The sequence below is a fragment of the Paraburkholderia sp. BL6665CI2N2 genome (assembly GCF_004366535.1).
GTDB lineage: Bacteria > Pseudomonadota > Gammaproteobacteria > Burkholderiales > Burkholderiaceae > Paraburkholderia.
Genome location: NZ_SORC01000001.1, coordinates 2125523 through 2151486, shown reverse-complemented (window position 1 = coordinate 2151486; position 25964 = coordinate 2125523). Strand labels below are relative to the sequence as shown.

The window sequence follows — 25964 nt, the reverse complement described above, 5'->3', positions numbered from 1 at the left end:
CGCCCCCTGCAAAACCGCGGACCTCAGGCACACCCCTTGCTGAATAGACGCGTCCGCGAATCCCACCGCACTGTGCAAGTGCAAAAAACCCGTCCTTGGGGGCCACTTTGCCGCTTAACGTTCTTCTCGTCGCTTCCGAAGCCCTGCCGCTCGCCAAATCCGGCGGCCTCGGCGACATGGTCAGCGCCTACGCCGCCGCGCTGCGCGATGCCGGCGTCGATGTCTCGATCCTGATGCCCGCTTATCCGGCCGCGCTCGAACGCGCGGTCGACGTCGAGCCTGTCGCGCGCATGACCGGCCTGCCCGGCGGCGACGCGCGACTGCTGCGCGGCCAGATGCCCGATACCGGCGTGCCGGTGCTGCTTCTGCAAATGGATCACCTGTTCGCGCGCGAAGGCCTGTATCGCGATCCGCAAGGGCGTGACTACCTGGACAACCTCACGCGCTTCGCCTCGCTCGCGGCAGCGGCCGCGCGAGTCGCGCGCGGCGTGCGCAACGTGAAGCGCCCTCACATCGTGCACGCGCACGATTGGCATGCAGGACTCACGCCGCTGTACCTGCGGCTCGCCGGCGTCGGCGCGAAAAGCGTTTTTACGATTCACAACCTCGCGTTCCAGGGCAATCATCCGCTCGCCATGGGCGGCTGGATCGGCGTGCCGCCTGAATTGCTGGCGCCCGCGCTGTCCGACGAGCGCAGCATCGAGTTCTACGGCTCGCTGAGCATGATGAAGGCGGGCATCGTCCATGCGGATCGCGTCACGACGGTCAGCCGGCGCTATGCCCGCGAGATCCTGACGCCGCGCTTCGGGCACGGCATGGAAGGCGTGTTGCAAGCCCAGGCCGGCAAGCTGTCGGGCATCGTCAACGGTATCGATACGCGCGTGTGGAATCCGGCGACGGACAAACAGATCGCGCGCCCCTACTCCGTCGACGACACCGCCGGCAAGCAGGCCTGCAAGCGCGAACTGCAACAGGCCTTCGGTTTGACGCGCGATCCGTTCGCGCCGCTGGTCGCGATCGGCAGCCGTCTGACCGAACAGAAGCTCGCCGATGTCGTCGTGCATACGCTGCCGGCGCTGCTCGAACGGCATCCCCGGCTGCAGTTCGCGATTCTCGGCCAGGGCGAGCATGGTCTCGAACAGGCATTGCAGGGCGTCGCGGCGGCGTGGCCGGGACGCGTGGGCGTGCAGATCGGCTATGACGAGCGGCGTGCGCACATGCTGCACGCGGGCGCGGACATTCTGCTTCACGGCAGCCGCTTCGAACCGTGCGGACTCACGCAACTCTATGCGATGCGCTACGGCACGATCCCGGTAGCCTCGCGCGTCGGCGGTCTGGCCGATACGATCGTCGACTATGCGCCGCACGATCCTCGCGGCGAACATCAGGCGACGGGCTTCCTGTTCGACGGCGAAAGCCCGGACGACGTCATGCATGCGCTCGGCCGCGCGCTGGCCGCGTTCGTGCAGCCGTCGTCGTGGCACGTGTTGCAGCGCAATGCGATGAGCCGCGAGTCCGGCTGGGACGCGTCGAGCGCGAACTATCTCGCCTTGTACGCGGATCTGGTGGACGCACGTCCGGCGCTGCGCGATACGCAAGTTCGCAAGAGCCCGGTTCGAGCCCATACGGCGGCCGCGACGGGTACACGCAGGGAAGAGTTCAACGCGGGCATTGGCGAGATGGCGCGTAGCGCCTGAACCGTTTGACGCACTCGGGCGCGCTCTAGCGCGCGCGGCACGGTATGCTGGCGGCCTATCCGTGTTTCGTGGAGTTGTCGATGCAGCCGCCCGTTCTCCGAGTCGCTCGTCCTACCAACAATCTGCGTAATGTTGCCGATTTCTATACGCGGGGCTTGGGCTTCGAAGTTCTCGCGAGCTTCGAGAATCATGAAGGCTTCGATGGCGTCATCGTCGGACGGCGCGACTGCCACTGGCACATCGAGTTCACCCATCAGCATGGCGTGACCGTCGAACGCGCGCCGACCGCCGAGCACCTGCTCGTGCTCTATCTCCCCGAACACGATGCATGGAGCGCGGCCGTCGACCGGCTCGAAGCGCTCGGCGTGCCGGCGTGCGCATCGGAGAATCCTTACTGGGACCGTCAAGGCAAAACGTTCGAAGACCCGGACGGGTATCGGATCGTTTTGCAGCAAGCGGCGTGGGTATGAACAGAAGCCGCGCGACAAGCTAATGCCACCGTTGGGCAAGCTGCTGCGTGCGGAAGCTTGCACCGCGAGTCCCGTTTCCTCGGCGCCGGCGCATGGGCATCTGCCGGGAACGGGGGTAGACTGTCCGCCGGATCGAAACCGGACCTCAAGCCACTATGCACAGCGACTCCACCCCTTACGTGCTCTACTATTCGCCCGGCGCGGCGAGCATGGCCGTGCACTGGATGCTGATCGAACTCGGCATCTCGTTCGAATCGCAACTGATCGACATCGACGCCGGCCGGCAGCACGACCCGGCGTATTTGCGGCTCAATCCCGCGGGACGCGTGCCCACGCTGGTCGTCGACGGCACGCCGCGCCACGAGTCGGCCGCGTTGCTGATGCTGCTGGCCGAGCGGCATCCCGAGGCGGCGCTCGCCCCGGAGCCGGGTTCCGTCGATCGCGCCGCATGGCTCGAAATGATGGTCTATCTCGCCAACACGATTCTGCCCGCCATGCGCGACTGGTTCTATGCGGACTCCGACGGCGACCCTGCCGGCGCCGAAGCAGTTCGCGCGCTGGCCTGCCGTCGTCTCGACGCGGCGTGGGACAAGCTCGATGCCCATCTCGGCGCAAGCCATGACTATCTGATCGGCGACAAGCTCAGCACCGCCGACTTCATGGCCGTCATGCTGATGCGCTGGACTCGCAATATGCCGCGGCCCGCGCTCGGTTGGCCGAATCTCGCACGTTATATCCGACAGCTACGCGCGCGGCCTTCGTTCATTGAACTAAATGCGCGCGAAGGGCTGACCGAATGGCGTAACGAGGAACAGTGACGCGCGCTTGATCGAGATCACGCGGGTACCGGGTTGCTGTGGCCCCACTCGCGCGAGCCGTCTTTCGTGTCGCGCATTTGAGACTGTCGTGGCTGTCCCGGCTGACCGGCGTCAAGTCGGCCGCTTGCCGATGATCACAATGCCGCGTGAAAGTCCGCTCACGCTATCCACCGCCAATGCGCCTGCGTACAACTGCGCGATCGGCACCCAGACAGCCGGATATTTGTAGCGCGCCACGTCGAGCAGCAACGCGCTGTCGCTCGCCGAGTCGTACGCAGCGAGCGGCGACCAATGTCCGCCGCCCGCCTCGCCGATTTCCACGCGCCTGAAATTCAATAGCACGAAGCGGTCGCTGTGGCCCGTGGTCGCGCGCACCAGATCGCGGAACTGGCCGAGCGACAGGTCCGCTGCGTGATATTTCCTGACCTCGACCGGGAAGGAATTCAAAGCCGTGCTGAGCTGATCGAGCGTCATGCCCTCCTGCGAAACCTTGGCGGCGTTGGCCACCTGCGGATCGATGCCCTGGAAGAAATCGTCCTGCGAGAAGAACGGGAAGTCGGGGTACTGCGTCGATTGGGGCCGACGGATGCCCAATGCGTTGAGCGCCATGACCGAGGTCGCGACGGAGCAATAGGCCTGGTTGCGCTGGGTTTCGAAATACTGCGAGAGGGGCCAGTACGACTGGTTGGAGCTGGAGCTCGTCAGCCGCTTCTGGCCGGCAGGCTGCGCCAACGCGACGAGATTCGGCGGCACCGGCAGCGGGCCGTCGGCCGGGCGCGCGGAGGCCTCGCTATTGGGGCGAATAGCGGGCTGAACAGCGGGCTGACCGGCAGACTGAATAACGGCCGGCGGAACGGCGGCCTGACTGCTGGCCGGCGGCACCGGCGCACACGCGGCCAGCGCCGCGGCCATAACGGTGACAATCCATTCAGGCCGGCTCAAGCGCCCGATGGCGCGCATCAACGAATATTTGAACATGGATTTTTCCGCTGTGGATGAACCCCGATGACTGCGGCGGCGCCGGCGCGTGCATCGACGCGCGCGTGTAAGCCCCGATTTTGTAACACGAAACAAGACTCTGCGTGCGCGACGGCGCACGCGCTTTGGCCCGCGAAGCGCGCTTCTCCCCTACAATGCTGCAGCATTTTCCATCCGACTCTCGCCCATCACCGGCGAGGTCAACCCCACGGAACCGCTAGTCGGATCATGACAATCCAGTCACCCTGCATCGACATTTGCAAACTCGACGGCGAAACGGGCTTCTGTCTCGGCTGTCTGCGTACGCGCGACGAAATCCGCGCGTGGAAGACCATGAGCGACGACGTGCGTCTCGCGGTCATCAATGAACGACCCGGTAGGGAAGCGATACTGAAACCGGCGACGCAAGGGGCGCAAGCGGCGCAGCCGGCACCCGAGACTCAAACGTCCTGAGCGCGCCGCTCACTCAACCCGAGCCGCGAACGCGTAACCGTCTTTGCCGCCGCGCTTGACGTGATACATCGCGTCGTCGGCGGCGGCGACGAGGCGCTGATAATCGCTAACGGGATCGGGGTAGCTGGCAATACCGATGCTCGCGCGCACCACGCCGATGCCCATCTCCGCGTCGGTCTCGACCACGCACGTTATCAGCCGTTGAGCAATCTCGGCCAATTCATCCGCCGTCGAATACTCCCGAATCAGTACCGCGAATTCGTCGCCGCCAATGCGCGCGACGATATCCTCTTTGCGTACCGACTCGCGAAAGGACCGCGACACCGCAACCAGGAATTCATCGCCGACGCGGTGACCGAGCGTGTCGTTGACCTGCTTGAAGCCGTCCAGGTCGACATACAGCACGGCGATCTGGCGAGACGTCGGGCCGGCGTGCAAATTCGCCGCCACCTCGTCGAGCGTGGCGAACAGATTGCGCCGGTTCGGCAACCCGGTCAGGGAATCGTGCAACGCCGCGTACTCGAATTCGTGCGATTCGCCCGCCAGTTGACGATTGCGTTTCGCGTACATGCCGAGCGCGGTGAGCAACATGCAGAACAGCAGCGCGGCCAGCGCGATCAACACGTTCGCGACATGGGCAATGCGCAGGCGCACGTCGGCGCCATCGGCATCGCGTTGCGCGCGCCAATACGACTGGATCGCGCCGAGCAACGCATCGGTGCCATTCAGACTGGCATCGGGCGCCAATGCCGATGGCGGCATCCGCGGCGCAGCCGATGGGCTCGCATTCACCAATGCGGCGAGCGACTTCAGGCGATCGGCGAGTTCGATACGTGCATGGCGGTAACCTTGCGTTTGCGCCTGGCTGTCGCCGGCTTGCCGCTGCGCTTGCTGCTGCGCGCTTTGCTGCCACACGTCGACGATTGCGCGAGCACTTTCCGCGCGCTCCGCCGCTTCGAGCACGAGGCCGGCGTATTCCTGCTTCAACTGATCGGAAAAGATGGTCCGGATCTGCAACGCGAGATAAAGCAGGCCCACGAGCAGGCAAAGCAATGACGCGCCGGCGAGCATGGCGGGAGCGCGTCTGAATGGGCTCATGAAAGCGCCATCTGAACCGGCGCGCCCGGCACGACGCGGCTCACGGGTGGGAATAGATGTCTTGCCGATTTGCGTTGCCATGTTGCCGGTAATTCACACGACGAAAGAAGAGCCCCACGCGGGCGAACAGGTTATTTTTGTGGCGCGCGTTTTCAGGCGCGCGGCGCTCCTGCGGCGCGGCGCGACCGTCCTTGCCGGGATGCGACGCGGCGAGCTGCTGCGTCGGTGCAGCGCTGGCGTTCGCGGACCGGCGAGCGGGCGTGGGCGGCGGCGCCGTAGGCACGGACGTGCCGGATGCCACATTGGCAACACGCACAGGCTGCGCCGCGAAGGCCTTGGCCTTGACCTCGCCGGACCAGGACGCGAACTGCCCGCCCGCTTCCGGATCCGTGCCCGCTGGCGATGCCGGCACGGTCGCCCCGCTCGTCGCCATTACCTGAGACGAAGGCAGCGCTTGCACCGGCTTGGCCGACGCGCTTTCGGCCGGGACCGCGGTCGCACCGGCGTTTTTCGCCATCACAACCGCCACAGCCGCGTTCGCCGACACACCGTTGCCAAGCGCCCGGCGTGCGCCGGCCATTGCTTCGGCGTACGCCTGCTGATCGTGGTTGAACCAGACGCTATACGCCACCGTGCCCAATACGCCGATTGCAAGCGCGCTGGCCGCGGCCATGCACATCGCGAGGCGTCCGAACCTCGGCGGCGGCGTGGCGGAATTTGACAGACCGCTCGTCTGGCCGCCGGCATGCTGGCCATCGAGCACCGATTTTGGCGAGTCTGTATCGTTGTACATCGCAATACGCTCCGGAATCCTTACGTTCGGCCGGCAGGCCGACTTTATTCAGACGATTTCAGGTGCATGCAAAGCCGCTCGAAGCACGCAGCCTGCCCTTCGCACGACGACATCAACACGGCAATGCTGCGCTTTAAACGCAGTCTTTGCGAGGCAGTTTTGCGCGGAAGAAACATGTAAAACGTTCCACACCGCGCATAGCCACGCGCAATGTGCGCGAGACACGCGCCGGGCGCCCTGACAAAACATGCAGGCGCGCGCGGCAGGGCTCCGCTCATGGCTGCGATCATGCGGCCACCACTTCACACACAGTGGAGGTATCAACGCTTCGGGGATTGCATTTCAAACGCAAGTGCTGTTCCCGACGGTCTGCTTCGCAGTGGGGCCAGCCTTTGCGGAAGGCATCTGCCTCAGCAACCTGCCGTACCGGCTCCAGCACAAACTGCCGCTCACGCCATACGTCCGCGCGGCATTCTGGCGCGGCGACGAAAAGCACTACTCGGATTTTCCAGTTTATTCGCCTACTGTAGAAGCCGCTGAACAAACCGCTGAAACAGCCTGAGCGCACGCGCTTCGCTTGCCTCGCTTGCCTTGTTCGTGGCGAGGGCGCTCACCCAACCCGGAGATTGTTAATGTCACGCACCATCATGTTTGCGAAAGCCGGTGGCCCTGAAGTGCTCGAATTCATCGAGACGCCGCTGGTCACGCCTGGTCCGCACGAAGTTCGCATCAAGGTCGAGGCCATCGGACTGAATCGCGCCGAGTCGATGTGGCGCAGCGACGCCTATATCGAGCCCGTCCGGTTTCCCGCGGGACTCGGCTATGAAGCCGCGGGCGTCGTCGATGCGGTCGGCGCCGACGTGACCGGTATCGCGCCCGGCGACAAGGTCAACGTGATGCCGTCGTTCTCGATGAACCAGTACTTCACGTATGGCGAAGTGATCGTCGTGCCGGACAGTGCCGTCGTGAAGCATCCCGAGTCGCTCTCGTCCGCCGAGGCGGCATCGGTCTGGATGATGTTCGTGACAGCCTACGGCGCGCTGATCGAAGACGCGAAGGTGGGCCCGGGCGACTTCGTCATCGTGCCAGCCGCGTCGAGCAGCGTCGGCCTTGCAGCAATTCAGATCGCCAACTACGCCGGCGCGACGTCGATCGCGCTTACGCGCACTTCGGCGAAACGCGAGCGACTGCTCGAAGCCGGCGCCGCGCACGTGGTCGCGACCGGCGAAACCGATCTGGTGGCGGAAGTCATGCGCATCACGGACGGCAAAGGCGCACGCGTGGCGTTCGACCCGGTCGGCGGCCCGAGCTTCGCGAAGCTGCTCGCGGCGCTGTCGTTTCAGGGCGTCGCCTACATCTATGGCGCGCTGAGCGAGGAAGCCACGACGTTGCCGTTGCTCGACATGATCGCCAAGGTGCTGACCGTGAAGGCCCATAACATCTGGCTCACGAGCGGCGACCCCGTACGGCAGAAGGCCGCGGTGGATTATGTGCTGAAAGGCTTCGCGAGCGGCGCGCTCAAGCCGGTGATCGACCGCACCTTCAGATTCGACGACATGGTGGAAGCGCATCGCTATCTGGAAGAGAACGGCCAGTTCGGCAAGATCGTCGTGACGCTCTAGATCGGACTGGCGGATTCGAGCGCCGGGCTCGCCGCGCGTGCGGCGGGAGCGGTTTCGTCGGCGAGGCAGTTTTCCACGAAGGCGGTGATCCCGAGCCGCCCTTGCATGCGCACCGAGCCCCGGCAGCAGTCTGTAGAGGGTCTCCTGCGACGCTCGCGCTCACTGCACCGTGATGGTCTCCTTCATGTTCGGATGAATGCCGCAGAACACCTTGTACACCCCCGGCTTGTCGAACTTGAACTGGTACGTGTCGTTCTGGTCGAGCGCGGCAGAGCGGAACATGCCCGAGTCGTTCACTACCGTGTGCGGCTCGCCATCGAGATTCTTCCAGGTCACCGTCGAACCGGCTTTGACCGTCATCTCCATCGGCATGAACATGAAATTCTTGATGGTGACTGTGTTGGGCGTCTCCGCGCGCGCCACGGACAACCCCGACGATGCCGCGAACAGTGCCCAACTCGCGGCTATTGCGAGCAAAACGCGGCGAATTTTTTTAGTTTGCATAACTGATCTCCTGCATTAGAAAAGAACTGGCGTTTAAACCAGCGTCGTGTCGTCGAGCGTGGCCTTGAGCGGATGCCGGGCAATCTTGATGCTGGTCACACCGAGCATTTTCGGAAGCTGGTCGCTGGGCACCGTCAACGGTCCGGGGCCGGTGCCGTTGCCGGCGGTCGGCTGCGGATAGGCGGTCGAGCGCGCCGTATGGAACGTGATGTTGCCCTCCACTTTCGACACGATCTGATGGATGTGGCCGTTCAGAACGGTCACCGAGCCGAAGCGTTTCAGATAGCTCATCGCCTGGCCCGCATCGCCGGTGCCCCACCCCCACGGCTCGTAGATCGTCCACATAGGCATGTGCGCGAACACGACGATCGGCGTGCTGGACGAGCGTCCTTTCAGATCGTTTTCGAGCCACTCGAGTTGTTCGTCGCCGAGGCCGCCCAGGCCGTTCGGCTTGAAATGCATCACGTTGACGAGGCCGATGAAATGCACGCCCTGATGGTCGAAGCTGTAATAGCCCTTATTGTCCGAGGCCTTGCCGAAGCGGCTGAAGTATTCGGTTCCCGGGCCGTCCGTCACGTCGTGCTCGCCGGGCACGGTGTGCAACTCCGTGATATTCAGACCGGACATCAGCTGGGCGGCCAGATCGAACTCCGACGCCTTGGACAGATGCGTGATATCGCCGGTATGAATGGTCAGCGCGGGTTTAACCGGCATCGCATTGACGTACTCGATGGTCTGTTTCAGCGTGCCCGCCACGTCGGGATTGGCTTCCTTGTTAAAGCCGATGTGCGAGTCGCTGATCTGCAGGAAAAGCGGCACACCGCCTTTTGCGGCGGATGAATTCTGGTCGGCCGCGAGTGCCAGTTCCACCGGCGTGAGAATGCCGCCCGTCAGAACGAACACCGTGCCGAGACCTCCGAACGCAAGACACCTGAGTGCGCCGCGCCGCGACGCGTTGAATGAATCATGTGATGACATGTTGACCTCACGTTTTAAGAGTCGCAGTCGAGCCGTGGATCATCCGGCGGCCCTCGCGAGTCGTTCGTCAGGCATGACCAGGCCGGCGTCGGTTTTATTCCAGCTTCGATCAATGAAGGGATGAAACGCCTTGCGGCGCTGACGGATTGATAGAGGGTCTTCCGACGCGGCGGGCGAACGCACGGCCCGCGTCGAGCATTTGCGCTGCCCAGCCAACCCATGCCTGTCAGGCATGCCAGCCAGCTTATAAAGTCTTTTTACTCCGGCCGGGAAATCACTAAATTGCACTCAAGGCAGTGATTCAAAGCAGATCACAACTCGCTCAACCAACCGCGGCCTGCTTCGCCCCCATACCGCAAACACATACCCACCAGGAGTTTAAAATGAGCCAGCCCGTCATTCTGATCACCGGCGCACTCACCGGCATCGGCCGCGCCACTGCCGTCGCCTTCGCCGAAACCGGCGCCCGTCTCGTCGTGTCCGGCCGTCGCGAAGCCGAAGGCAAGGCACTCGAAAAAGAACTGCGCGAACTCGGCGCGGACGCCCACTTCATCCAGGCCGACGTACGCCGCGACGACGAAGTCGCCAACCTCTTCGATCAGACGGTCGCACGCTTCGGCCGCCTCGACGCCGCCGTCAACAACGCCGGCACTGAAGGCCAACCCGGCGCGATCACCAGTCAAACCGTCGAGAGCTACAGCGCGACGTTCGACACCAATGTGCTCGGCACGCTGCTCAGCATGAAGCACGAATTGCGCGTGATGTCGGCGCAAAAGAGCGGCAGCGTGGTGAACGTTTCGTCGACGTACGGTCACGAAGGCGCGGCCTTCGCTTCCGTGTACGCCGGCAGCAAGCATGCGGTGGAAGGCATGACCAAGTCGGCGGCGCTCGAAGTGGCGTCCATCGGCGTGCGGGTCAACGCCGTCGCGCCGGGGCCGACCGATACCGGCATGCTCGACCGTTTCACCGGCACGCCGGAGAACAAAGCCGCGCTCGCCGCCAAGGTGCCGCTCGGCCGGGTCGGCCAGCCGGTCGAAGTGGCGCGCGCCATCGTGTTCCTGGCATCGGAAGCGGCCTCGTTCGTCACGGGACAGATCGTCACCGTCGACGGCGGCAAGACGGCCGGCTGATCCTCGGCCGGTCGCCGCCCGATCGCAGCGGCGCGCGCGGCCATGGGCGCGCGCCGCGAAGCATCATTCAAAGGACTAACAACATGACTAGCGAAACATTGACGCTTTACCATTCCACTGCGTCGCCGAACTCGCGACGCGTACGCATCTTTCTCGCTGAAAAAGGCGTGACGGTCACGCTCGCGGCGGTCGACCTCGGCAAACGCGAACAGCACGGCGACGCCTATCGCGCGATCAATCCCCGGCGCGTCGTGCCGACGCTGGTGCTCGAAGACGGCACGTCGATCGGAGAGGTGCCCGCCATCCAGCGCTACATCGAGGACGTCTATCCCGACACACCGCTATTCGGCACCACGCCGAAAGACAAGGCGCTGATCACGATGTGGGAACGGCGCGCGGAACAGGAGGGATTTGCCTCGGTGATGGAAGCGATCCGCAACACCGCTCCCGGTTTGAAGGGTCGCGCGATTGCCGGCCCGCATGACTACGAGCAGATTGCTGCGCTCGCCGAGCGCAGCCGGCAACGGGCCGCTCATTTCCTGGCGGACCTCGACGATCGTCTGAAACAGTCCGCGTTCGTGGCGGGCGAGCGCTTCTCGGTTGCCGACATCACCGCGCTCGTGACGATCGACTTCGCCGCCAAAGCAATCGACATGCAAGTGCCGGCTGAGCTGAAATCGCTCAGGCGCTGGTACGACACAGTGTCCTCGCGACCCAGCGCTTCGGCGTGACTTGTGGCGGCATCTGAAGCGGCATCTGAAGCGGCATGAAAACAGCGGCCCGCATCGCTGCAACACGATGCGGGCCGCTGGACTACGCGGTACGGCCGCTTATTGGCCTTGCTGCGCCTGCGGCTTCAGTTTGAACTTGCCCTGATAGCGGATCGTCGGACGCTGCGACTGCGTGGTCGGCGCCGTCATGAGCAACTGGCGCGCAAGCGGTGTGGCCGCCGGGCTCAGCGAGCCAATACTCGTGACGCGCGACGGATCCGCGAGACCGCTGTTCACCAGCAGCTTCGCCTCGAGTTGCAGGCTGGTCAGCAGGACCGGATCCTTCAGCGCACTACCCTGCGCGAGCAACTGGCTCCATGCGTTATTGCTGTAGTTGGTCACGTAGTAATCGAGACCGCTCGGATCGGCGAGCACCGCGGAACAGCCGTTCAGACGCACCTGCGTTTGCGTGTCCTTCATCGCCAACGTCTTGCGCGACGTGAGGCCGTCGCCGTATGCGAGCGTCAGCGGAATGGTCCACTGGGTGCCCGGATACTGATTCTGATTCGGGAACGGCGACTGTTTCAGCGTGACCACCGTCTGGTTGGTCGTCAGATCGCACTGGGTGTCGAGCGTGATCAGCGGCACGCCTGTTTGCCGCACGAAGCTGTCGCCGATCGCCACCATCGGCTGGCCGCTCGCTTTCGACAGTTCGTCCCACAAACGCCTGGGCGTAACGTTGCCGAGGGAGTAGTCGGCGAGATAAGACTGCAGGCCCTTGCGCATCACTTCTTCACCCAGGTAGTTCTCCAGCATCTTCAGCACGTGACCGCCTTTGTCGTACGTGAAGGCGCTCGCGCTCAGCACGAAGTCGTTCGACGCCCAGCCGTTGAAATTCGGCTGCACCGGGAACGCCGTGGACTTCAGGTCGGCATTGATCACCGCGTACTTGTTCTTCACGTCGTCGACCCAGCTGAAGCGGTCCGGGAAGAAACGCACCTTGGTCTTGTTCTCGAAGAACGTCGCGAACGACTCGTTTAGCCAGACGTCGTCCCACCAGTCGAGCGTGACCAGATCGCCGAACCATTGGTGCGCGGCTTCATGCGTGAGCACCGTCACGCCGTAGTCGGACATGGTCGTGCCCGGTGCCGGCAGAATGTCGTCGGCGAATTCCAGAATGGCGCCCCAGTTCTCCATGCCGCCGAAGTTCAGGTCCTTCTGCTCCTTGAACGCGTCGTTGGCCGCGATCGTGTCGAACTTGGTAAGGGGCAGCGGAATACCCGTGTAGCGATAGTAGTAATCGAGTGCCTGCTTGGTTTGCTGCATGGCCGGTTTGGCCCAGTCGCGCATGCCGGGCGGCGTGAAAATCCGTAGATGCAGACCTTTGCCGTCGGGCAGCGGGCTCGTGAAGTCGTCTTCGAGAATGTCGAACTGGCCGCCGCCGAAAAACAGCAGATACGACGGCATGGGCGGCGTCTTCTCGAACGACACCAGCTTGTAGCCGCTATCCACGTTCACCGCCGGTTTCTCGGCCGCGTTCGAGACCACGTTCCAGTTCTGCGGGACCTCCGCGCTCACCTCGTAGGTGGGCCGGAAAGCCGGCTCGTCCCAGCCGGGGAACCATTGGCGCGCGAGGTTCGATTCGCCTTGCGTGAGGATCGCGCCGCTCGTCGTGCCGTCGGTCGACTTCAGGTCGACGCGGAACACGCCTTCAGCCGCGGAGCAACCCGGATAGGGATCGTCGCCGCAACTGCCGCCGGTCTTCGCGACCGGATCGTCATAGGTCTTGAAGTTGATGATCCCGCTCCACTCCATGTGCAGCGAGTAGTTGCCGGCGGCGATCTGCCCGCTCGCGGGACGCAGTTGATAGAAGTCGCCGTCGTCCTGCGGCGTGGCGATCAACGGAATATTGCCCGGCTGAAGGGTGATGGTGCCGTTGGTGAACTTGACGCGGTGCCCGGCGATCGTGATCGCGTTGACGGCCTTCTGCACCTTGATCTGCACGTCGGCGCGGCCGTCGAACGAAGACAGCGCGGGGTTCGGCCGGAACCACAGCTTGTAGTTGAGCGGCGTCACCGTGTCGGGCAACTCGACGGGCGGCACCGTCTTGTTGATCGAGGTGTTGGCCACGACGGGCGCGGCGGGTGGGACCAGCGCCACTTCGGAGGCGCCTGACGCGGCCGCGGGCGCCTGCCCGGATTTGCTCGTCAAGGCAGACGAGCCGTCGCTGCCGCCGCATCCCACCAGAATCGCAACTCCGGCTAATGCGAGGCACTGCATCTGCAATCGGAAATTTATACGCATAATTTAATCCTCGACTGACAATATCGGCAAAAGAAAGTGCGTTGAGTGCTTAAGCTGGATTTCTCTTTTTTTCAGCGGCAAAGGTCTCCCGCACCAGCACCGAATTGCTAGCGAGAATATAAAGACGTGTTGGCGCCTCAGCACTTGTGGCTGATTTTAGAATTGCGACACACGTTTATTACAATGCTTTCATTTCGACAGACCTGGGTATTTTCCCGGGCTGTTATTCGATCGTCCGGCTGATCGGCAAAGCGGCGGCTTACCTGCGTCTCCGGGCAGGTGGATTAAACCGGATCAGTTTTTTGACGACAGTGCGTAGCCTAGTTTGGCAAACGTTCCCGTGTCAACTTCCTTTCACAAACTTTCTTTCACTCGCGCGATGCGTATGCAAATCGAATGGCATCGGTAATGAAGCCGAGTTAATCCTCTAAGAATTGCAATATCGCGCATGACTACGGGAAACTTTATTTTTCTTTGCGAGAGAGTGTGCTATAGCGCGAGGGCTTAAGCGAATAACCTCGAATGAGGTTTTAATTTGAACTAGCTGGAGAGTTCACCACGAATTAGCGCGAATAAATTCGCAAACAAAATCCGCTAGCCATTCACCGCTGCCACGATTCGTGCGCACATCGCCTTGTCGGGTAATGGGCCCGAACCGGCTCGAACGTTGTCGGCCATGTATTGCGGACGCCCCGTGCCGGGAATCACGACCGTCACCGCCGGCTGCGCGAGCACGAACTTCAGAAGAATCTGCGCCCAGCTCGTGCAGCCGATTTCCCCTGCCCACCCAGGCAGCGGCGTTTTGCCGACGCGTGCCAGCAGGCCGCCGCCGCCGAAGGGCTGATTGATCACGACGCCGATGCCCAAGTCCGCCGCGAGCGGCAAGATGCGCGCTTCGGCGGCGCGGTCGTCCGCGGCGTAGTTGATCTGCACGAAGTCGGGCTTCTCGCTGCGCATGACGGACGCCACGTCGTCGAATGCGCTCGACGTGTAGTGCGTGATGCCGATGTAACGAATCCGGCCGCGCGCTTTCCAGTCGCGCAGCGTGGCGATTTGCGTGCGCCAGTCGAGCAGATTGTGAACCTGCATCAGATCGATGCGCGGCTGCTGAAAGCGGCGCAGCGATTCCTCCATCTGCGCGATGCCCGCCTCGCGTCCCTCGGTCCAGACCTTGGTGGCGACGAAGGCTTTGTTGTGCGCATCCAGTTGCGTGAGCAGCGCGCCGGCCACCGCTTCCGACGAGCCGTACATCGGCGATGAATCGATCACCGAGCCACCCGCTGCGAACAGAATGCGCAGCACGTCGGCGAGTTGTGCGCGGCCGGCGGGATCGGTGCCGACATCGAAGGTGCGCCAGGTGCCGCAGCCGACCACGGGCAAGCGTTCGCCCGTGGCGGGAATCACGCGTTGTGACATGCGTGGGAGCGGCGTGGCGGCGGATTCGGTTTGCGACTCAGGCGTTGGCGAGCCAGGTGTTGGCGATGACGTTTGGGTTAGCGTTTGAGCCGTCCCCACGCGCGGCAATGCGAGCGACGCCGACAAGCCGATTGCTGTATGACCAGCCGTGCGCAGAAAACGGCGTCTGCCCGCACTCTCAACAGCGTTTTTCGACAAAAGTGCCATGACGTACCCCCGATTCGCGCGCAATACAGTGACTTCGTACGATACGGCAAATCGGCACAGCACGTCGATGCGACTCAAAGCGACCTGCCTCGACGATCGCAGGTCACAGGTCACAGGTCACACGCCACTAGCGGATAAAGTGCCCGCAAATCGGCATGCTCGCCAGCCGCGCGATCAACGACGACTGTTGTCCGCCACCCGCCGCGGCAAACTCGTCCGCCGCCATGGCGGAGCCCGCCGCGGCACCGATCGCGATGACCGCGATCGCAATCCGGCGCAGCCGCCCGATGCGGCCCGCGAGCGAGCCCGACTCGCTGCGCCAGCTGGCCAGCAAGGTCATGGTGAGTGCAACTATCGCGCAGCACATGAGTCCTCCTCAGGCGTTCGCCGCGGCGCGCTCCTGGCGCGCGGGAAACGGGTCGCGCCATGCGCCGATCGCGTTCAGTTGATCGTGCCAGCGCACCACTTCCGGAAACTCTTCAAGCGGCATCGCCGCGCCTTTCGCGTACGGCAGCGAGATGCCGACCGAGAAATCCGCGACCGTCAGGTCATCGCCAAGCAACCACTTGCGTCCCTTCAGGTGCTGGTTGAGCACGGCGGCATGCTTGCGGAAAAACCCTTGCGCTTCGGCGACTTTCGAAGGATCGGGCTCGCCGAGTCCGACCCACGGCTTGATCAGATACTCGAAATACAGCGCACCGGCATGCCTTAGCAGATGCTGGCTATTCCAGCTGAACCAGCGCACGACGTCGACCTGCTGCTGCGCGCCCCGCGGCCAGAGCGAAGATTCCGCGCGCTGCGCAAGATGGCACAGGATCGCGTCGGCCTCCCAGATGATCTTGTCGCCATCGACGAGACAAGGCACCTTGCCGTTCGGATTGATCGCCAGATAGTCCGCTCGGGTATGTTCGCCCTTGCGCAGATCGACAAAGGCGTAGTCGATTTGCGACCCTAAGTATTGGGCCAATGCGCAGGTTTTTCTGGGAGACAGCGTTTCAGCATAGTAAAGCTTCATGGTCGACCTCAGTGTGCGTTGACTTCGGTGGAATATGCTTCATTTGGCCTGGTTTTCCAGCCCGGCAAGCAGTGCGTCCAGCTTCTCGAATGCACCGGTCCAACCGGTTTGATGACCGTCGCGAGCGGCCTCGTCGAAGAACTGCGCATGATGGAAATGGAGTTCGGTGCCCTCTTCGATCGGACGAAACCGGATCGTCACGAGCGACCGGCGCTCGGGCAGCGTGACCCACTCCCATGTGAAGACGAGCTTGCGGTCGGTCTCCACTTCCTGGTATTCGCCGCGGCAGTCGTGTGTTTCGCCGTCCAGCGTCTGAAACACCACGCGAAAGCGGCCGCCCACGCGCGGATCGGCTTCGGCGCTCAGCACCGGCCCCGCGTCCGGTCCCCACCAGCGCGCCATCAGTTCCGGCCGCGTCCATGCTGCGTAGACTCTTGCAGGCGGCGCCTTGATGCGCCGAATGATGGTCAGGCTGGGCTTTTCGTTCATTCGTCGTTCCTCTCGACAAAATCGGCGAGCCGGTCGAGACTCGCGGACCAGAAGCGTTCGTAGCGTCGCAGCCACGCCATCGCCTCTTCCATTGGGCCGGCAACCAGTTCGACCGAGACGGTCCGGCCATTCTTCGTGCGCGCCACCAGACCCGCGTCGCTCAGCACGTCGAGATGCTTCATGACGGCGGGCAGTTTGAGCGGCAACGGACGCGCGATTTCCGTAACGGACAAGCCCGGCTCGCGCTCGAGACGCGCGAGGATGGCCCGCCGCGTAGGGTCCACGAGGGCGGAAAACGTGCGATCGAGTTGACTGACTGGAGACTTTGCCATATGGTGAACTATAGGCCGTGAACTTCGGGAGTCAAGGTTTTTTACGGCCCGACTCCGTGAACCCGTAGGCCCGTTGATACTGTCCGTCCTCGACGCGCCACGGCTATCATTCCAACGATTCGCAATCACGGATTCGCTCAGCGTCGAGAGGACAGAACCGTATGGACCTCCTTCAAGGCATGGCAGTGTTCAAGCGCGTCGTGGACGCGTCCAGTTTCTCGAAAGCGGCGGATTCACTGGAGATGCCGCGCGCTTCGGTGTCGACGCTCGTGCAGAATCTGGAGAGTCATCTCGGCGTGCGCCTGCTCAACCGCACGACGCGCCGCGTGCAGGTGACCGACGACGGCGCGCTTTACTACGAATACTGCGCCCGCATTCTCGCCGAGGTCTCCGACGCCGAGTCGGCGCTATCCAGCAAACGTCAAAGTCCGCGCGGCACGGTACGCGTCGACACGTCCGCCACGTTCGCGCATCACGTGCTGATTCCCGTGATGCGCGATTTCAACGCGCGCTATCCCGACATCACCGTGAAGCTGGGACTGGCCGACCGCAACGTGGATCTCGTGCAGGAAGGCGTCGATTGCGTGATCCGCATCGGCGTGCTCGACGATTCGAACCTGGTGGCGCGCTCGCTCGGCAGCGTGCGCATGACGATCTGCGCCGCGCCTGCCTATCTCGAGCAGATGGGCGAGCCCGCCACGCCCGACGATCTCGACCGGCACCACGCGGTGAATTATTTTTCCGCGCGCACCGGGCGCGTCTACCCGATGGAGTTCGAAGCGGACGGCGTGCTGATCAAAAGACCGATCGAGGGCAAACTCGCAGTCAACGAAGGCCTGGTCTACGTTGCGTCCGCGGTGGAAGGCTTGGGCCTGATCCAGACGCCGCGCTTCATGGCGGCGAAGGCAATCGAATCCGGCGCGCTGCGTGAGATTTTGCGCGACTGCCATTGCGCGCCGTTGCCGCTCTCGATTCTTTATCCGCACCGTCGTTTGAGCATGTCCGTGCGGGTGTTCAGCGAGTGGGTGCACGAACTGGTGCAGCAGAATCCGGACTTCTGCGACTAGCACATTCGAAAAACAGCCACAGCCGCTAGATCAAACCGCGACGCTGCAAGTCGTCCGACAATGCGTCGACGCTGACGAACCTGTGTCCTTGCAGTCCCGCATGGATCGCGCCGTTCACGTTGGCGGCCGTGTCGTCGACGAAAAGCGTTTGGGCCGCGGGCACGCCGAGTTGTTCAAGACAACGCAGGTAGGTTTGCGCCGCCGGCTTCGCCGCACCAAAAGCCGCCGACGAGTAAACGTGCGGTCCGAACAGCCGCGCGACAGACGGATTCAGATAAGGCATGTAGTCGGTCAACAGGCGGCAATTGTTGGTCAGCACCGCGATGCGATGCCGCTCGGCGACCTGGGCGGCCAGCGCGAGCGCTTCCTGGTTCGGCGTGATCGACGCGTGACGGGCGGCCAGCCAGTCGTCGCGGCTGACGGGGTAGTTCAGCAGCATGCCCAACTCGCGCAGATACTCGTCATCGCTGATTGCGCCGGCGTCCGCGCGTGCTTCGAGACCCGAACCCCAGATCGCGTGACGCACGGTGTCCGCCGTGCAGCCCGCAGTCGACGCCAGATGTTCGACTCGCGCGGCGCGGTCGTAGTGGGACAAAACACCTTCCATGTCGAACAGAACCAGCGTGATGGATGCGGTCATGCTGTCGGCCTCGCGTCGAAAGCTTTCAGAAATGAAGCAACCGCGCGACGCGATGGCGCCGAACGGTTGCCTGTTTCTATTGTGCCTCGACAAAACCATGACTGCCGGCAACAGCATCGGCATTGGCCGGCGTCACGGTTTTTTCGCGGAGGTCAGCGAAGCAGCAGCCCAGTAAGATCCGCTTTCGTAAAACATCATCATGCGCCGCTGCCGCCCACCGTCTTGACGCTTTTCCATTGGCCCTGCTCAACCTGGAACAGCGTGTACGGCGGCTTGATCAGATCGCCGTAAGGATCGAACGTGATATTGCCGGTTACTCCGGTGACGGTCACCTTGGCAAGGCTGTCGACGATCTTCGCGCGATCGAGCGAGTCGGCGGCGTGAATCGCTTTCAGCATGGCAAGGGCCGCGTCATAGGAAAACGGCGCGTACAGTTCGACATCCTGATTGAAACGCGCCTTGTAGCGCTTGCCGAACGCCTGCGCGGCCGGCAGCTTGTCGAGCGCCGGGCCGGGTTCGAGATCCTGCGTTCCGTTGCCCGCCGTGCCGGCGATCTGCAGGAATGCATTGCTCTTCAGCGCGCCCGCGCCGAACAGCTGTGTGGACATGCCGAGCGATCGCATCTGCTTGACCAGCATCGCGCCCTGCTCGTCCAGGCCGCCGAAGAAAATCAGGTCGACGTTCTTGCTCTTGAGCGTGGTCAGAATGGCGCGAAAATCGATCGCCTTGTCGTTGGTGAATTCCCGATCGACGATATTGCCGTTCGCTTCCTTGACGCCTTTCTCGAACGCATCGGCCAGGCCTTGCCCGAAAGCGGTGCGGTCGTCGATGATGGCAATGCGCTTCGCCTTCATCTGCTCCACCACGAAATGCCCCGCCACGACTCCGCCGATACCGTCGTGGCCCATCGTCCGAAACACGTTCTTGAAGCCTTGCTTAGTCAATTGCGGATTGGTCGAGCCCGGCGTGATCATCGCCACATTCGCCTGGTGATACACCGTCGAGGCCGGAATGCTGCAGCCCGAGTTGTAATGGCCGATCACGCCGACCACGCCGTCGTCGACCAGTTTCTGCGCGACCTGAATCGCCACGCGCGGGTCGGCCTGATCGTCCTGCACGTCGAGCACGAACTTCACCGGCTTGCCGCCGATCGTTGGGTTCTTCGCGTTCTCTTCATCGAGCGCCAACTGCGCGCCGTACTGCAAGTCCTTGCCGACCCGCGCAACGGGCCCCGTCAACGGTCCGACGAAACCGATCTTGACGATCTGGGGGTCGGCGGCCCACGAGAACGGCATATACGTGGCGAGTGCACAGACAGTGGCACTCAATAGCCAATAGCGGCGATTCATGATGCGCTCCTTGCGAGATGTGACGTCGCGCGTGTGTGTGCAGGTGGGCCGATCCGATGCGCGACGCGTCGAAACTGCTCTGCGATGCTGGTGGTAAAACCTCGAAAAAAATCTGCCAACCCGCCTCTGCTGCAATCAAAAGCGCGTAGCCGCGTAGGGCGCGAGATCGAGCGGCGGCGCACGCTGTGCGATCAGATCGGCGACGATGCGCCCGCTCACGCCTGCCAGCGTCAAACCCAGATGCTGATGACCGAATGCGTAAATCACGTGCGCGCTTGCGCGTGAGCGCGCGAGCACCGGCACGCCGTCGGGCAGCGTGGGACGAAAGCCAAGCCAGTTGCTGTCCGGTGTATCGAGCGCGGGCAACGCCCGCTTCGACGAGAACGTCAGCAGATCGAGCAGCGAGCGGTTGCGCGTGTCGCCAAAACCGCCGAGTTCGACCGTACCCGCCACGCGCAAGCCGTCGCTCATCGGCGTCATGTAGAAACCGCGCTCCGCCCAGCCGACCGGCCGCGACACCAGGTGTTGCGCGCCGCGAAAGCGCACGTGATAGCCGCGTTCCGTATCCAGCGGAACCGGGTCGCCGCACTGGCCGGCGAACTGCGCCGAGCGTGCGCCGGTCGCGACTACCACGTGATCGAACCGCCGCGTCACGCCGCTAACCGTCAAGCTCGCGTGGTCCGTACCGGGTTGCACCGCGTCGACGGACGAGCGTTCGAGCTTCAGTCCCTGTGCGGCCAGTTGTTCGTAAAGCGTCTGCAGAAAGCCTTGTGGATTGGAAAAGTGCCAGCTATTGCTGAACAGCACGCCGCGTTCGAAGATCGGCGCCAGCGCCGGTTCGAGTGCGCGTATGGCGGCGCCGTCGAGCACCTCGAAAGCGACGCCCAGCTTTTGCCGCAGATCGAGCGCGGGACGCGCGGCATCGAACGAAGCCGCATCCGAATACAGGTAGAGACACTCGCGTGGCCGGACAAAACGCGCCAGCTCCGCGTTGGCGAGCAGCGGCGCGTAGCCTTCCCGCGCGCAATCGAGCAGCGCGGCGAGCGCCCCGGCGCTCGCTTCATAACGCCGCGGCAGCGAGCTCATCATGAAGCGCACGAGCCACGGCGCGAGATGCGGCAGATACCCCCAGCGCAATCTGAACGGGCTTTGATTCGACAGCAGAAAGCGCGGCAAATCACGGAACACGGATGGGTTGTTGACCGGGATGCACGCGTAGTGCGCGAAGGTGCCGGCATTGCCGAACGACGCCCCCTGCCCCACGCCTGCCGGGTCGAATAGCGTGACCCGATGGCCGTCGCGCATCAGCGCCGCGGCGCTCGCGAGGCCGATGAATCCCGCTCCGATAATGGCAATTTCCGGCATCATTTGCGCCCTTCGCCGACGCCCATGCGCGCGCCTTCGGTGAACGAGCCGGCGCCGGTTTTCCGCCTGGTGCCGGGTGGGGAAGACTGGGGAAAGCTCATCGGAGAACTCCTGCTGACGGATTGCCGGACGAAGTCCGGCGACGGTTCCTGCATCGCGCCACCAGACAAACGATGACACATAGAATCACACAATATTTTTTTGTGTGCAATTAAAACGCACATTGTGTGGCCCTGGCACTTTCCCTGGATCGCCGTGGGTCCGCTCTTTGCCAGCGCATCGTGGCCGGGTAAGCTGGCACCCGAAGGCTTGCAGTCGAGCAGGTCTGGTATAGAATCGGCAAACCTCCGCACAATTGCGGACAAAGCCGGTTTTGTATGGAGACACCTGATCTTATGGCTTCTGACAAAGACGCCGCCCGCTCCGCCTCTGGCGCGCCGGAGCAGGCGAAGCGCCCCACCTATATCGAGGTGTCCAGTTCGATCGAGAGCGAGATTCGCAGCGGCATCTATCCGCCCGGCAGCCGCCTGCCGCCGCAACGGCAACTGGCCACCGAACTGGGCATCAATGTGTCCACGGTGTCGCGCGCGTACAAGGAATTGCAGTCGCGCGGGCTGGTGATCGGCAGCAAACGGCGCGGCTCGCTCGTGACCGGCGGCGCGATGCCGAGCGTGGCACCCGCGCAAGCCACCAGCAACGCCGCGATCGATCTGACCGTCAACCGTCCGGCCACGGGCGAGTTCCTGAACTGCCTCGCTCGCACGCTGGCCGATTTGCCACGCGATCCGCGCTATCCGCAGTTGCAGGAGTACCAGCCGCCGCAGGGGCCCGCGTGGGCGCGCATGGCCGGCGCGCGCTGGATGGCCGCGCCCGGCTTTGCCCCATCGGCCGATCACGTGGTGGTCACGAGCGGCGCGCAGCACGGCCTATATGCGGTGCTGAACAGCCTGATCGGCACCGACGGCGTGATCCTCGCCGATCAGCTCACCTACTACGGCCTCAAAGCGCTCGCGCCGGTGTTCCAGTTCGAGATCGTCGGCATTCCTAGCGATCGCGACGGGCTGCTGACCGACGAAGTCGAACGCGCCTGCCTGCGCATGCCGGTGAAGGCGGTTTTCACCGTGCCGAACCTGCAAAACCCGACTGTTACGACCATGAGTCTGGAACGTCGCATGGCGCTCGTCGATATCGCGCGCCGGCACGGCGTGGCGATCATCGAGGACGACGTATATGGCCCACTGGTCTCGCAGCGCCTGCCGACGATTGCGAGCCTGTGTCCGGAACTCACCTTCCACCTCGCGGCCACCTCGAAGATCCTCGCGCCCGGTCTGCGGCTCGGCTATCTGCTGAGTCCGCCGGACAGCGCCGCGCTATGCGCGGAAGCCGTGCGCACGACGGCATGGATGCCCGCGCCGATGTCGATGCTGATCGCCTCCATCTGGATCGAGGACGGCACCGCGCGTCACATCATGGACGCGCAGCTCGCCGAGATTCGCGCACGCCAGGACCTCGCGCGCGAGCTGTTGCCGCAGGAGTTGCTGCAGACCGATCCGGCATGCATGTTCGTATGGCTGAAGTTGCCGCCGCCGTGGCGCGCCGACGACTTCGCGGCGAATGCGAAGGCGCGCGGCGTCGTGGTGATGCCGTCGTCGGCGTTCGCCGTGGACCGCTCGGAGATCGAGCATGGAGTGCGGATCAACCTCGCCTGCGCGACCAGCCGCGATCAGCTCGTGAGCGCGCTACGGCTGTTGAGCGGCACGCTCAAGGATCGTCCGCGCGCGCTGTTCGGCACGATATGACGCGCCGCCCGACTGGCCGCTGCGCATGATCAAAAAAACTTCTCCGCCAAAGGAATAAAGCCGCGACACCGTGCGTTCAATAAGCGCAATGACCATCGGTCATGACAGAGAGGTGCGGCCATGAAATCTGTGCTTAAAGCATTGGGCGTCGTCGTGGGCGGCGCGGCGTTGGTGAGTCTTGTCGCGTCGTGCGGCGGTTCCGATTCGGTCAACAGCCAATCGTTTACGTCGACGGCGCTCGTCTCGGACGGCGCCGTCGCGGCGGCGCATACGGACCCGAATCTGAAAAACGCATGGGGCGTTGCCTTCAATCCAAAAGGTTTCGTCTGGGTGGCCGATAACGCCACCTCGCTCGCCACGCTTTATGACGGCAACGGCACGCCACAATCGCTTGTGGTCAGCATTCCGAACGGAACCAACGGACCGGCGAATCCGACCGGCATCGTGTTCAACGGCACGACGGACTTCGTCGTGACTCAGGGCGGCAAATCCGGCGTGGGCGCATTTATCTTTGCCGGCGAAGGCGGCACGATTACCGCGTGGGCGCCGACGGTCGCGCCCACCACCGCCTTCGTCGTATTCGACAGCGGCAGCGCCGGCGCGGTGTACAAGGGCCTCGCGCTGGCCAGCAACGGCGGCGCCAACTTCCTCTACGCCGCCGACTTTCACAACAACAGAATCGACGTCTTCGACAAGAGCTTCGCGAAGGTATCGACGCCCGGCAAGTTCCAGGACGCGTCGCTTCCAGCGGGCTTCGCGCCGTTCGGCATTCAGGCGCTCGGCGCAAAGCTCTTCGTGACCTACGCGAAGCAGGACGCGGAGGCCCACGACAACGTCGACGGCGCCGGCCTCGGCTTCGTGGATGTCTACGATACGGCGGGTAATCTGCTGCAGCGTTTCGCCTCAGGTGGCGTGCTGAATGCGCCGTGGGGCATCACGCAGGCGCCGGCCAATTTTGGACGCTTCAGTGGCGACGTGCTGATCGGCAATTTCGGTGACGGCACGATCAACGCCTTCGATCCGGTGAGCGGCCGGTCTCTCGGCGCCATCAACTTGCCCGATAACACGCCGTTCGTGCAGCACGGTCTGTGGGGTATCGCGTTCGGCAATGGGCTCAGCAATCAGCCGGTCAACACGCTGTTTTTCGCCGCCGGCCCGAATGAAGAAACGAACGGCGTCTACGGACGTATCGATGTCAAAATGTGACGGGCGAACGCGCGGCGCGGGCGCCGCGCTCCGCCACGCGCAGGTGACTGGCGCGGCGGCCGCTTCACGCCGCGCAGCGCATGCGCGCCGCGAGCCGCTGCACGTTCAGCAGCCTCACGATCCGCTTGAGCGCGTGACGCACGCGGCCACGCAAATGCGCCGCACGCATGGTGCGCCAGAAACGGTCCGGCGCGAAGTCGTCGAAACGCGCTTCCTTTTCGAGCAGCGCCTTGCCGCCCGGCAGGTGGACGAACGAACAGCAACGGAACCAGCGCAAATCCCGATAGTTGTTGCCGGCCCAATGGCGCCCCACAGCCTGATACGCCCCGACTTCGATCAGCACTTGCCCTTCGTCGCTGAGCGCATTGAGCGCGGCCGAGATGAACGCTTCGTCGCCGTGATGCCTTAAACGCTCGCTTTCGCTGAGATAGCGTGCGTAACTGGCTCGCGCGCGAGGCACCAGCCGGCGCAATGCAACGGGTGTCGCGATCAGAAATTCGCCGCCGTACCAGCGCGGATTCATCAAGCGCCGGTCCGCGACGATCTCCAGATCCGCGACCACTCGCTCGCTGCCGTAAGCAGGAAACACCTGATCCGAAATATCGAAGACACCGAGGCCGGCTTGTGCGCATCGTTCGATCAGATCGCGGTCGAGCGGCAGCAGCGCCACCATGTCGGCGTCGAGCAGCAACATCATCGTGTCGGCGGGCAAGCTCTCCGCCACCTGGTCCATCAGGTCGAGTTTGAAATGCGCCGCGTAGAACGGCGTATTCTTCGGCAACTCGATGGTCGCGGTGAGCCGCGTCACGAGCGGGCGATGCTCCGCCGGTATGCTTTCGAGCCGGCGCGCGACCAGCTCCGGCGCGTTGGTCATGATCGTCAAGGTCGGCAGGCCCACGCGCCGCAAGCTGTTGTTCAGGCAGACCGCCTGACTGACATACGAGAGCGGATCGCGATTCGTCGAGTTGGGACCCGGCTTCGCATCGACATCGACATAAACGAGAGTGCACGGAAAAAGATTCACGTTGCTCCTAAGCACGCGTGAGCGACGGACCGCCTTTTGAGCGATGCGTCGCTGTCGAAGGTTGATCCACATGTTCTTGCCTCGGGCGCGGAAACAGCCGCAAGGTGCGCGACATTTGAAATCGCGAATCGTGCCATCGTGGCGTCACATTCGAGCCGGGCACGCTGATCTGCGGCGATGGAGTCGGATGAACCGGGGCGCAGGCATCAGGGTTGGTCTATCGTTTCACGTCCTTGCATCGCCTTTCCGCCAAAACGCAGAGAGACATGACGTGGTGCTGCGGCAGGTTGGTTGGGGGCGATTGCATTGCGCAATAATTGCGGATGCGTCAGTGAGCGCCGCGAATAACTTACTCGTTGCGTTTCGTCATGTGCTTACGATTTGCAGACATGACCTTGCGCCCACGCGTTCGCAACTTTGCGACAGACGGCAGCGCTATTCCGCCGCCTCCGGCTCAGGTCCGTCGCGCACGGTTCCGGTGAAGCCGTGCGACCGTCAAA

At 63.4% G+C, this 25964-nt stretch carries 26 protein-coding genes; 11 read left to right on the top strand and 15 right to left on the bottom strand.

The genetic code is table 11. The features are described 5' to 3' along the window. The first annotated feature begins 107 nt into the window (after nucleotides 1-107). From glgA to B0G81_RS09635, 3 genes are all read left to right on the top strand, one after another. The gene (glgA, locus tag B0G81_RS09645; protein WP_134134843.1) at nucleotides 108-1697 is read left to right on the top strand and encodes a glycogen synthase GlgA; all 1590 of its coding nucleotides are present in this window, start codon (nucleotides 108-110) and stop codon (nucleotides 1695-1697) included. A gap of 80 nt (nucleotides 1698-1777) precedes the next feature. After that, nucleotides 1778-2167, top strand: coding sequence for a VOC family protein (locus tag B0G81_RS09640; protein ID WP_134134841.1), 390 nt, complete (start codon nucleotides 1778-1780; stop codon nucleotides 2165-2167). 155 nt (nucleotides 2168-2322) lie between these two features. Further along, nucleotides 2323-2985, top strand: a complete 663-nt coding sequence (locus B0G81_RS09635; RefSeq protein WP_134134840.1) for a glutathione S-transferase family protein — start codon at nucleotides 2323-2325, stop codon at nucleotides 2983-2985. Between the two features lie 111 nt (nucleotides 2986-3096). Here B0G81_RS09635 and B0G81_RS09630 read toward each other — a convergent pair whose 3' ends face one another. After that, on the bottom strand, nucleotides 3097-3963 hold the full coding sequence (locus tag B0G81_RS09630; protein WP_134134838.1) for a phytochelatin synthase family protein: 867 nt from the start codon (nucleotides 3961-3963) through the stop codon (nucleotides 3097-3099). A 228-nt stretch (nucleotides 3964-4191) separates the two neighbouring features. Between B0G81_RS09630 and B0G81_RS09625 the strand changes: the two genes are divergently transcribed. Next, entirely contained in the window at nucleotides 4192-4416 is a 225-nt protein-coding gene (locus B0G81_RS09625; protein ID WP_134134836.1) for a DUF1289 domain-containing protein, read from the top strand. A gap of 9 nt (nucleotides 4417-4425) precedes the next feature. Here B0G81_RS09625 and B0G81_RS09620 read toward each other — a convergent pair whose 3' ends face one another. Together B0G81_RS09620 and B0G81_RS09615 are read right to left on the bottom strand one after the other, a co-directional pair. Continuing rightward, nucleotides 4426-5514, bottom strand: a complete 1089-nt coding sequence (locus B0G81_RS09620; protein ID WP_134134834.1) for a GGDEF domain-containing protein — start codon at nucleotides 5512-5514, stop codon at nucleotides 4426-4428. A 40-nt stretch (nucleotides 5515-5554) separates the two neighbouring features. Then, a complete protein-coding gene (locus B0G81_RS09615; protein WP_134134832.1) occupies nucleotides 5555-6307 on the bottom strand; it encodes a hypothetical protein in 753 nt (250 codons plus the stop codon). Nucleotides 6308-6939: 632 nt separating this feature from the next. On the opposite strand from B0G81_RS09615, the gene B0G81_RS09605 reads away from it, so the two are divergent. Further along, a complete protein-coding gene (locus tag B0G81_RS09605) occupies nucleotides 6940-7929 on the top strand; it encodes a zinc-dependent alcohol dehydrogenase family protein (RefSeq protein ID WP_134134830.1) in 990 nt (329 codons plus the stop codon). 159 nt (nucleotides 7930-8088) lie between these two features. Here B0G81_RS09605 and B0G81_RS09600 read toward each other — a convergent pair whose 3' ends face one another. Then, complete coding sequence (locus B0G81_RS09600) at nucleotides 8089-8433, bottom strand: cupredoxin family copper-binding protein (protein WP_116121748.1); 345 nt, start codon at nucleotides 8431-8433, stop codon at nucleotides 8089-8091. 33 nt (nucleotides 8434-8466) lie between these two features. After that, the gene (locus B0G81_RS09595; RefSeq protein ID WP_106278132.1) at nucleotides 8467-9411 is read right to left on the bottom strand and encodes a metallophosphoesterase; all 945 of its coding nucleotides are present in this window, start codon (nucleotides 9409-9411) and stop codon (nucleotides 8467-8469) included. A gap of 383 nt (nucleotides 9412-9794) precedes the next feature. Between B0G81_RS09595 and B0G81_RS09590 the strand changes: the two genes are divergently transcribed. Beyond that, complete coding sequence (locus B0G81_RS09590; protein WP_134134828.1) at nucleotides 9795-10541, top strand: glucose 1-dehydrogenase; 747 nt, start codon at nucleotides 9795-9797, stop codon at nucleotides 10539-10541. Between the two features lie 83 nt (nucleotides 10542-10624). Beyond that, nucleotides 10625-11272 carry a glutathione S-transferase gene (locus B0G81_RS09585; protein ID WP_134134826.1) on the top strand — a complete coding sequence of 216 codons (648 nt, stop codon included), beginning with the start codon at nucleotides 10625-10627 and terminating at the stop codon, nucleotides 11270-11272. 99 nt (nucleotides 11273-11371) lie between these two features. On the opposite strand, the gene B0G81_RS09580 is transcribed toward B0G81_RS09585, so the two are convergent. The 6 genes from B0G81_RS09580 to B0G81_RS09555 form a co-directional block, all read right to left on the bottom strand. After that, entirely contained in the window at nucleotides 11372-13555 is a 2184-nt protein-coding gene (locus tag B0G81_RS09580; protein WP_134134824.1) for a M1 family metallopeptidase, read from the bottom strand. A 594-nt stretch (nucleotides 13556-14149) separates the two neighbouring features. Next, on the bottom strand, nucleotides 14150-15178 hold the full coding sequence (locus B0G81_RS09575; protein WP_134134822.1) for an aldo/keto reductase: 1029 nt from the start codon (nucleotides 15176-15178) through the stop codon (nucleotides 14150-14152). Between the two features lie 127 nt (nucleotides 15179-15305). Further along, entirely contained in the window at nucleotides 15306-15518 is a 213-nt protein-coding gene (locus B0G81_RS09570) for a hypothetical protein (protein ID WP_106278142.1), read from the bottom strand. 36 nt (nucleotides 15519-15554) lie between these two features. Next, nucleotides 15555-16193, bottom strand: coding sequence for a glutathione S-transferase family protein (locus tag B0G81_RS09565; protein ID WP_134134820.1), 639 nt, complete (start codon nucleotides 16191-16193; stop codon nucleotides 15555-15557). Between the two features lie 39 nt (nucleotides 16194-16232). Continuing rightward, nucleotides 16233-16682: an SRPBCC domain-containing protein gene (locus tag B0G81_RS09560; RefSeq protein WP_106278145.1), complete on the bottom strand. Its 450-nt coding sequence runs from the start codon at nucleotides 16680-16682 to the stop codon at nucleotides 16233-16235. Then, complete coding sequence (locus B0G81_RS09555) at nucleotides 16679-17014, bottom strand: metalloregulator ArsR/SmtB family transcription factor (protein WP_116121756.1); 336 nt, start codon at nucleotides 17012-17014, stop codon at nucleotides 16679-16681. The genes B0G81_RS09560 and B0G81_RS09555 overlap by 4 nt, the downstream gene beginning before the upstream one ends. Before the next feature lie 161 nt (nucleotides 17015-17175). Between B0G81_RS09555 and B0G81_RS09550 the strand changes: the two genes are divergently transcribed. Then, nucleotides 17176-18081 carry a LysR family transcriptional regulator gene (locus B0G81_RS09550; protein WP_116121757.1) on the top strand — a complete coding sequence of 302 codons (906 nt, stop codon included), beginning with the start codon at nucleotides 17176-17178 and terminating at the stop codon, nucleotides 18079-18081. Between the two features lie 25 nt (nucleotides 18082-18106). Here the strand turns inward: B0G81_RS09550 and B0G81_RS09545 are convergent, their stop codons facing one another. Beyond that, the gene (locus B0G81_RS09545; protein ID WP_134134818.1) at nucleotides 18107-18721 is read right to left on the bottom strand and encodes an HAD family phosphatase; all 615 of its coding nucleotides are present in this window, start codon (nucleotides 18719-18721) and stop codon (nucleotides 18107-18109) included. A gap of 31 nt (nucleotides 18722-18752) precedes the next feature. Here B0G81_RS09545 and B0G81_RS43550 point away from each other — a divergent pair, with 31 nt between their 5' ends. After that, a complete protein-coding gene (locus B0G81_RS43550; RefSeq protein WP_166678945.1) occupies nucleotides 18753-18896 on the top strand; it encodes a hypothetical protein in 144 nt (47 codons plus the stop codon). 22 nt (nucleotides 18897-18918) lie between these two features. On the opposite strand, the gene B0G81_RS09540 is transcribed toward B0G81_RS43550, so the two are convergent. Together B0G81_RS09540 and B0G81_RS09535 are read right to left on the bottom strand one after the other, a co-directional pair. Beyond that, nucleotides 18919-20070, bottom strand: coding sequence for a branched-chain amino acid ABC transporter substrate-binding protein (locus B0G81_RS09540; protein ID WP_106278151.1), 1152 nt, complete (start codon nucleotides 20068-20070; stop codon nucleotides 18919-18921). A 135-nt stretch (nucleotides 20071-20205) separates the two neighbouring features. Further along, complete coding sequence (locus B0G81_RS09535) at nucleotides 20206-21435, bottom strand: FAD-dependent oxidoreductase (RefSeq protein ID WP_134143041.1); 1230 nt, start codon at nucleotides 21433-21435, stop codon at nucleotides 20206-20208. Between the two features lie 395 nt (nucleotides 21436-21830). On the opposite strand from B0G81_RS09535, the gene B0G81_RS09530 reads away from it, so the two are divergent. Together B0G81_RS09530 and B0G81_RS09525 are read left to right on the top strand one after the other, a co-directional pair. Continuing rightward, nucleotides 21831-23234 (top strand): PLP-dependent aminotransferase family protein, encoded by a 1404-nt coding sequence (locus tag B0G81_RS09530; RefSeq protein WP_134134816.1) that lies wholly within the window; start codon nucleotides 21831-21833, stop codon nucleotides 23232-23234. A 120-nt stretch (nucleotides 23235-23354) separates the two neighbouring features. Continuing rightward, nucleotides 23355-24440, top strand: a complete 1086-nt coding sequence (locus tag B0G81_RS09525; protein WP_134134814.1) for a TIGR03118 family protein — start codon at nucleotides 23355-23357, stop codon at nucleotides 24438-24440. Nucleotides 24441-24504: 64 nt separating this feature from the next. Here B0G81_RS09525 and B0G81_RS09520 read toward each other — a convergent pair whose 3' ends face one another. Further along, nucleotides 24505-25464, bottom strand: a complete 960-nt coding sequence (locus tag B0G81_RS09520; protein WP_116121761.1) for a hypothetical protein — start codon at nucleotides 25462-25464, stop codon at nucleotides 24505-24507. Nucleotides 25465-25964: the final 500 nt, after the last annotated feature.

Coding starts and splice junctions, on each gene's coding strand:
- B0G81_RS09640 (WP_134134841.1), top strand. CDS start 1,778: ATGCAGCCGCCCGTTCTCCGAGTCGCTCGTCCTACCAACAATCTGCGT.
- B0G81_RS09635 (WP_134134840.1), top strand. CDS start 2,323: ATGCACAGCGACTCCACCCCTTACGTGCTCTACTATTCGCCCGGCGCG.
- B0G81_RS09630 (WP_134134838.1), bottom strand. CDS start 3,963: ATGTTCAAATATTCGTTGATGCGCGCCATCGGGCGCTTGAGCCGGCCT.
- B0G81_RS09625 (WP_134134836.1), top strand. CDS start 4,192: ATGACAATCCAGTCACCCTGCATCGACATTTGCAAACTCGACGGCGAA.
- B0G81_RS09620 (WP_134134834.1), bottom strand. CDS start 5,514: ATGAGCCCATTCAGACGCGCTCCCGCCATGCTCGCCGGCGCGTCATTG.
- B0G81_RS09615 (WP_134134832.1), bottom strand. CDS start 6,307: ATGTACAACGATACAGACTCGCCAAAATCGGTGCTCGATGGCCAGCAT.
- B0G81_RS09605 (WP_134134830.1), top strand. CDS start 6,940: ATGTCACGCACCATCATGTTTGCGAAAGCCGGTGGCCCTGAAGTGCTC.
- B0G81_RS09600 (WP_116121748.1), bottom strand. CDS start 8,433: ATGCAAACTAAAAAAATTCGCCGCGTTTTGCTCGCAATAGCCGCGAGT.
- B0G81_RS09595 (WP_106278132.1), bottom strand. CDS start 9,411: ATGTCATCACATGATTCATTCAACGCGTCGCGGCGCGGCGCACTCAGG.
- B0G81_RS09590 (WP_134134828.1), top strand. CDS start 9,795: ATGAGCCAGCCCGTCATTCTGATCACCGGCGCACTCACCGGCATCGGC.
- B0G81_RS09585 (WP_134134826.1), top strand. CDS start 10,625: ATGACTAGCGAAACATTGACGCTTTACCATTCCACTGCGTCGCCGAAC.
- B0G81_RS09580 (WP_134134824.1), bottom strand. CDS start 13,555: ATGCGTATAAATTTCCGATTGCAGATGCAGTGCCTCGCATTAGCCGGA.
- B0G81_RS09575 (WP_134134822.1), bottom strand. CDS start 15,178: ATGGCACTTTTGTCGAAAAACGCTGTTGAGAGTGCGGGCAGACGCCGT.
- B0G81_RS09570 (WP_106278142.1), bottom strand. CDS start 15,518: ATGACCTTGCTGGCCAGCTGGCGCAGCGAGTCGGGCTCGCTCGCGGGC.
- B0G81_RS09565 (WP_134134820.1), bottom strand. CDS start 16,193: ATGAAGCTTTACTATGCTGAAACGCTGTCTCCCAGAAAAACCTGCGCA.
- B0G81_RS09560 (WP_106278145.1), bottom strand. CDS start 16,682: ATGAACGAAAAGCCCAGCCTGACCATCATTCGGCGCATCAAGGCGCCG.
- B0G81_RS09555 (WP_116121756.1), bottom strand. CDS start 17,014: ATGGCAAAGTCTCCAGTCAGTCAACTCGATCGCACGTTTTCCGCCCTC.
- B0G81_RS09550 (WP_116121757.1), top strand. CDS start 17,176: ATGGACCTCCTTCAAGGCATGGCAGTGTTCAAGCGCGTCGTGGACGCG.
- B0G81_RS09545 (WP_134134818.1), bottom strand. CDS start 18,721: ATGACCGCATCCATCACGCTGGTTCTGTTCGACATGGAAGGTGTTTTG.
- B0G81_RS43550 (WP_166678945.1), top strand. CDS start 18,753: ATGAAGCAACCGCGCGACGCGATGGCGCCGAACGGTTGCCTGTTTCTA.
- B0G81_RS09540 (WP_106278151.1), bottom strand. CDS start 20,070: ATGAATCGCCGCTATTGGCTATTGAGTGCCACTGTCTGTGCACTCGCC.
- B0G81_RS09535 (WP_134143041.1), bottom strand. CDS start 21,435: ATGCCGGAAATTGCCATTATCGGAGCGGGATTCATCGGCCTCGCGAGC.
- B0G81_RS09530 (WP_134134816.1), top strand. CDS start 21,831: ATGGCTTCTGACAAAGACGCCGCCCGCTCCGCCTCTGGCGCGCCGGAG.
- B0G81_RS09525 (WP_134134814.1), top strand. CDS start 23,355: ATGAAATCTGTGCTTAAAGCATTGGGCGTCGTCGTGGGCGGCGCGGCG.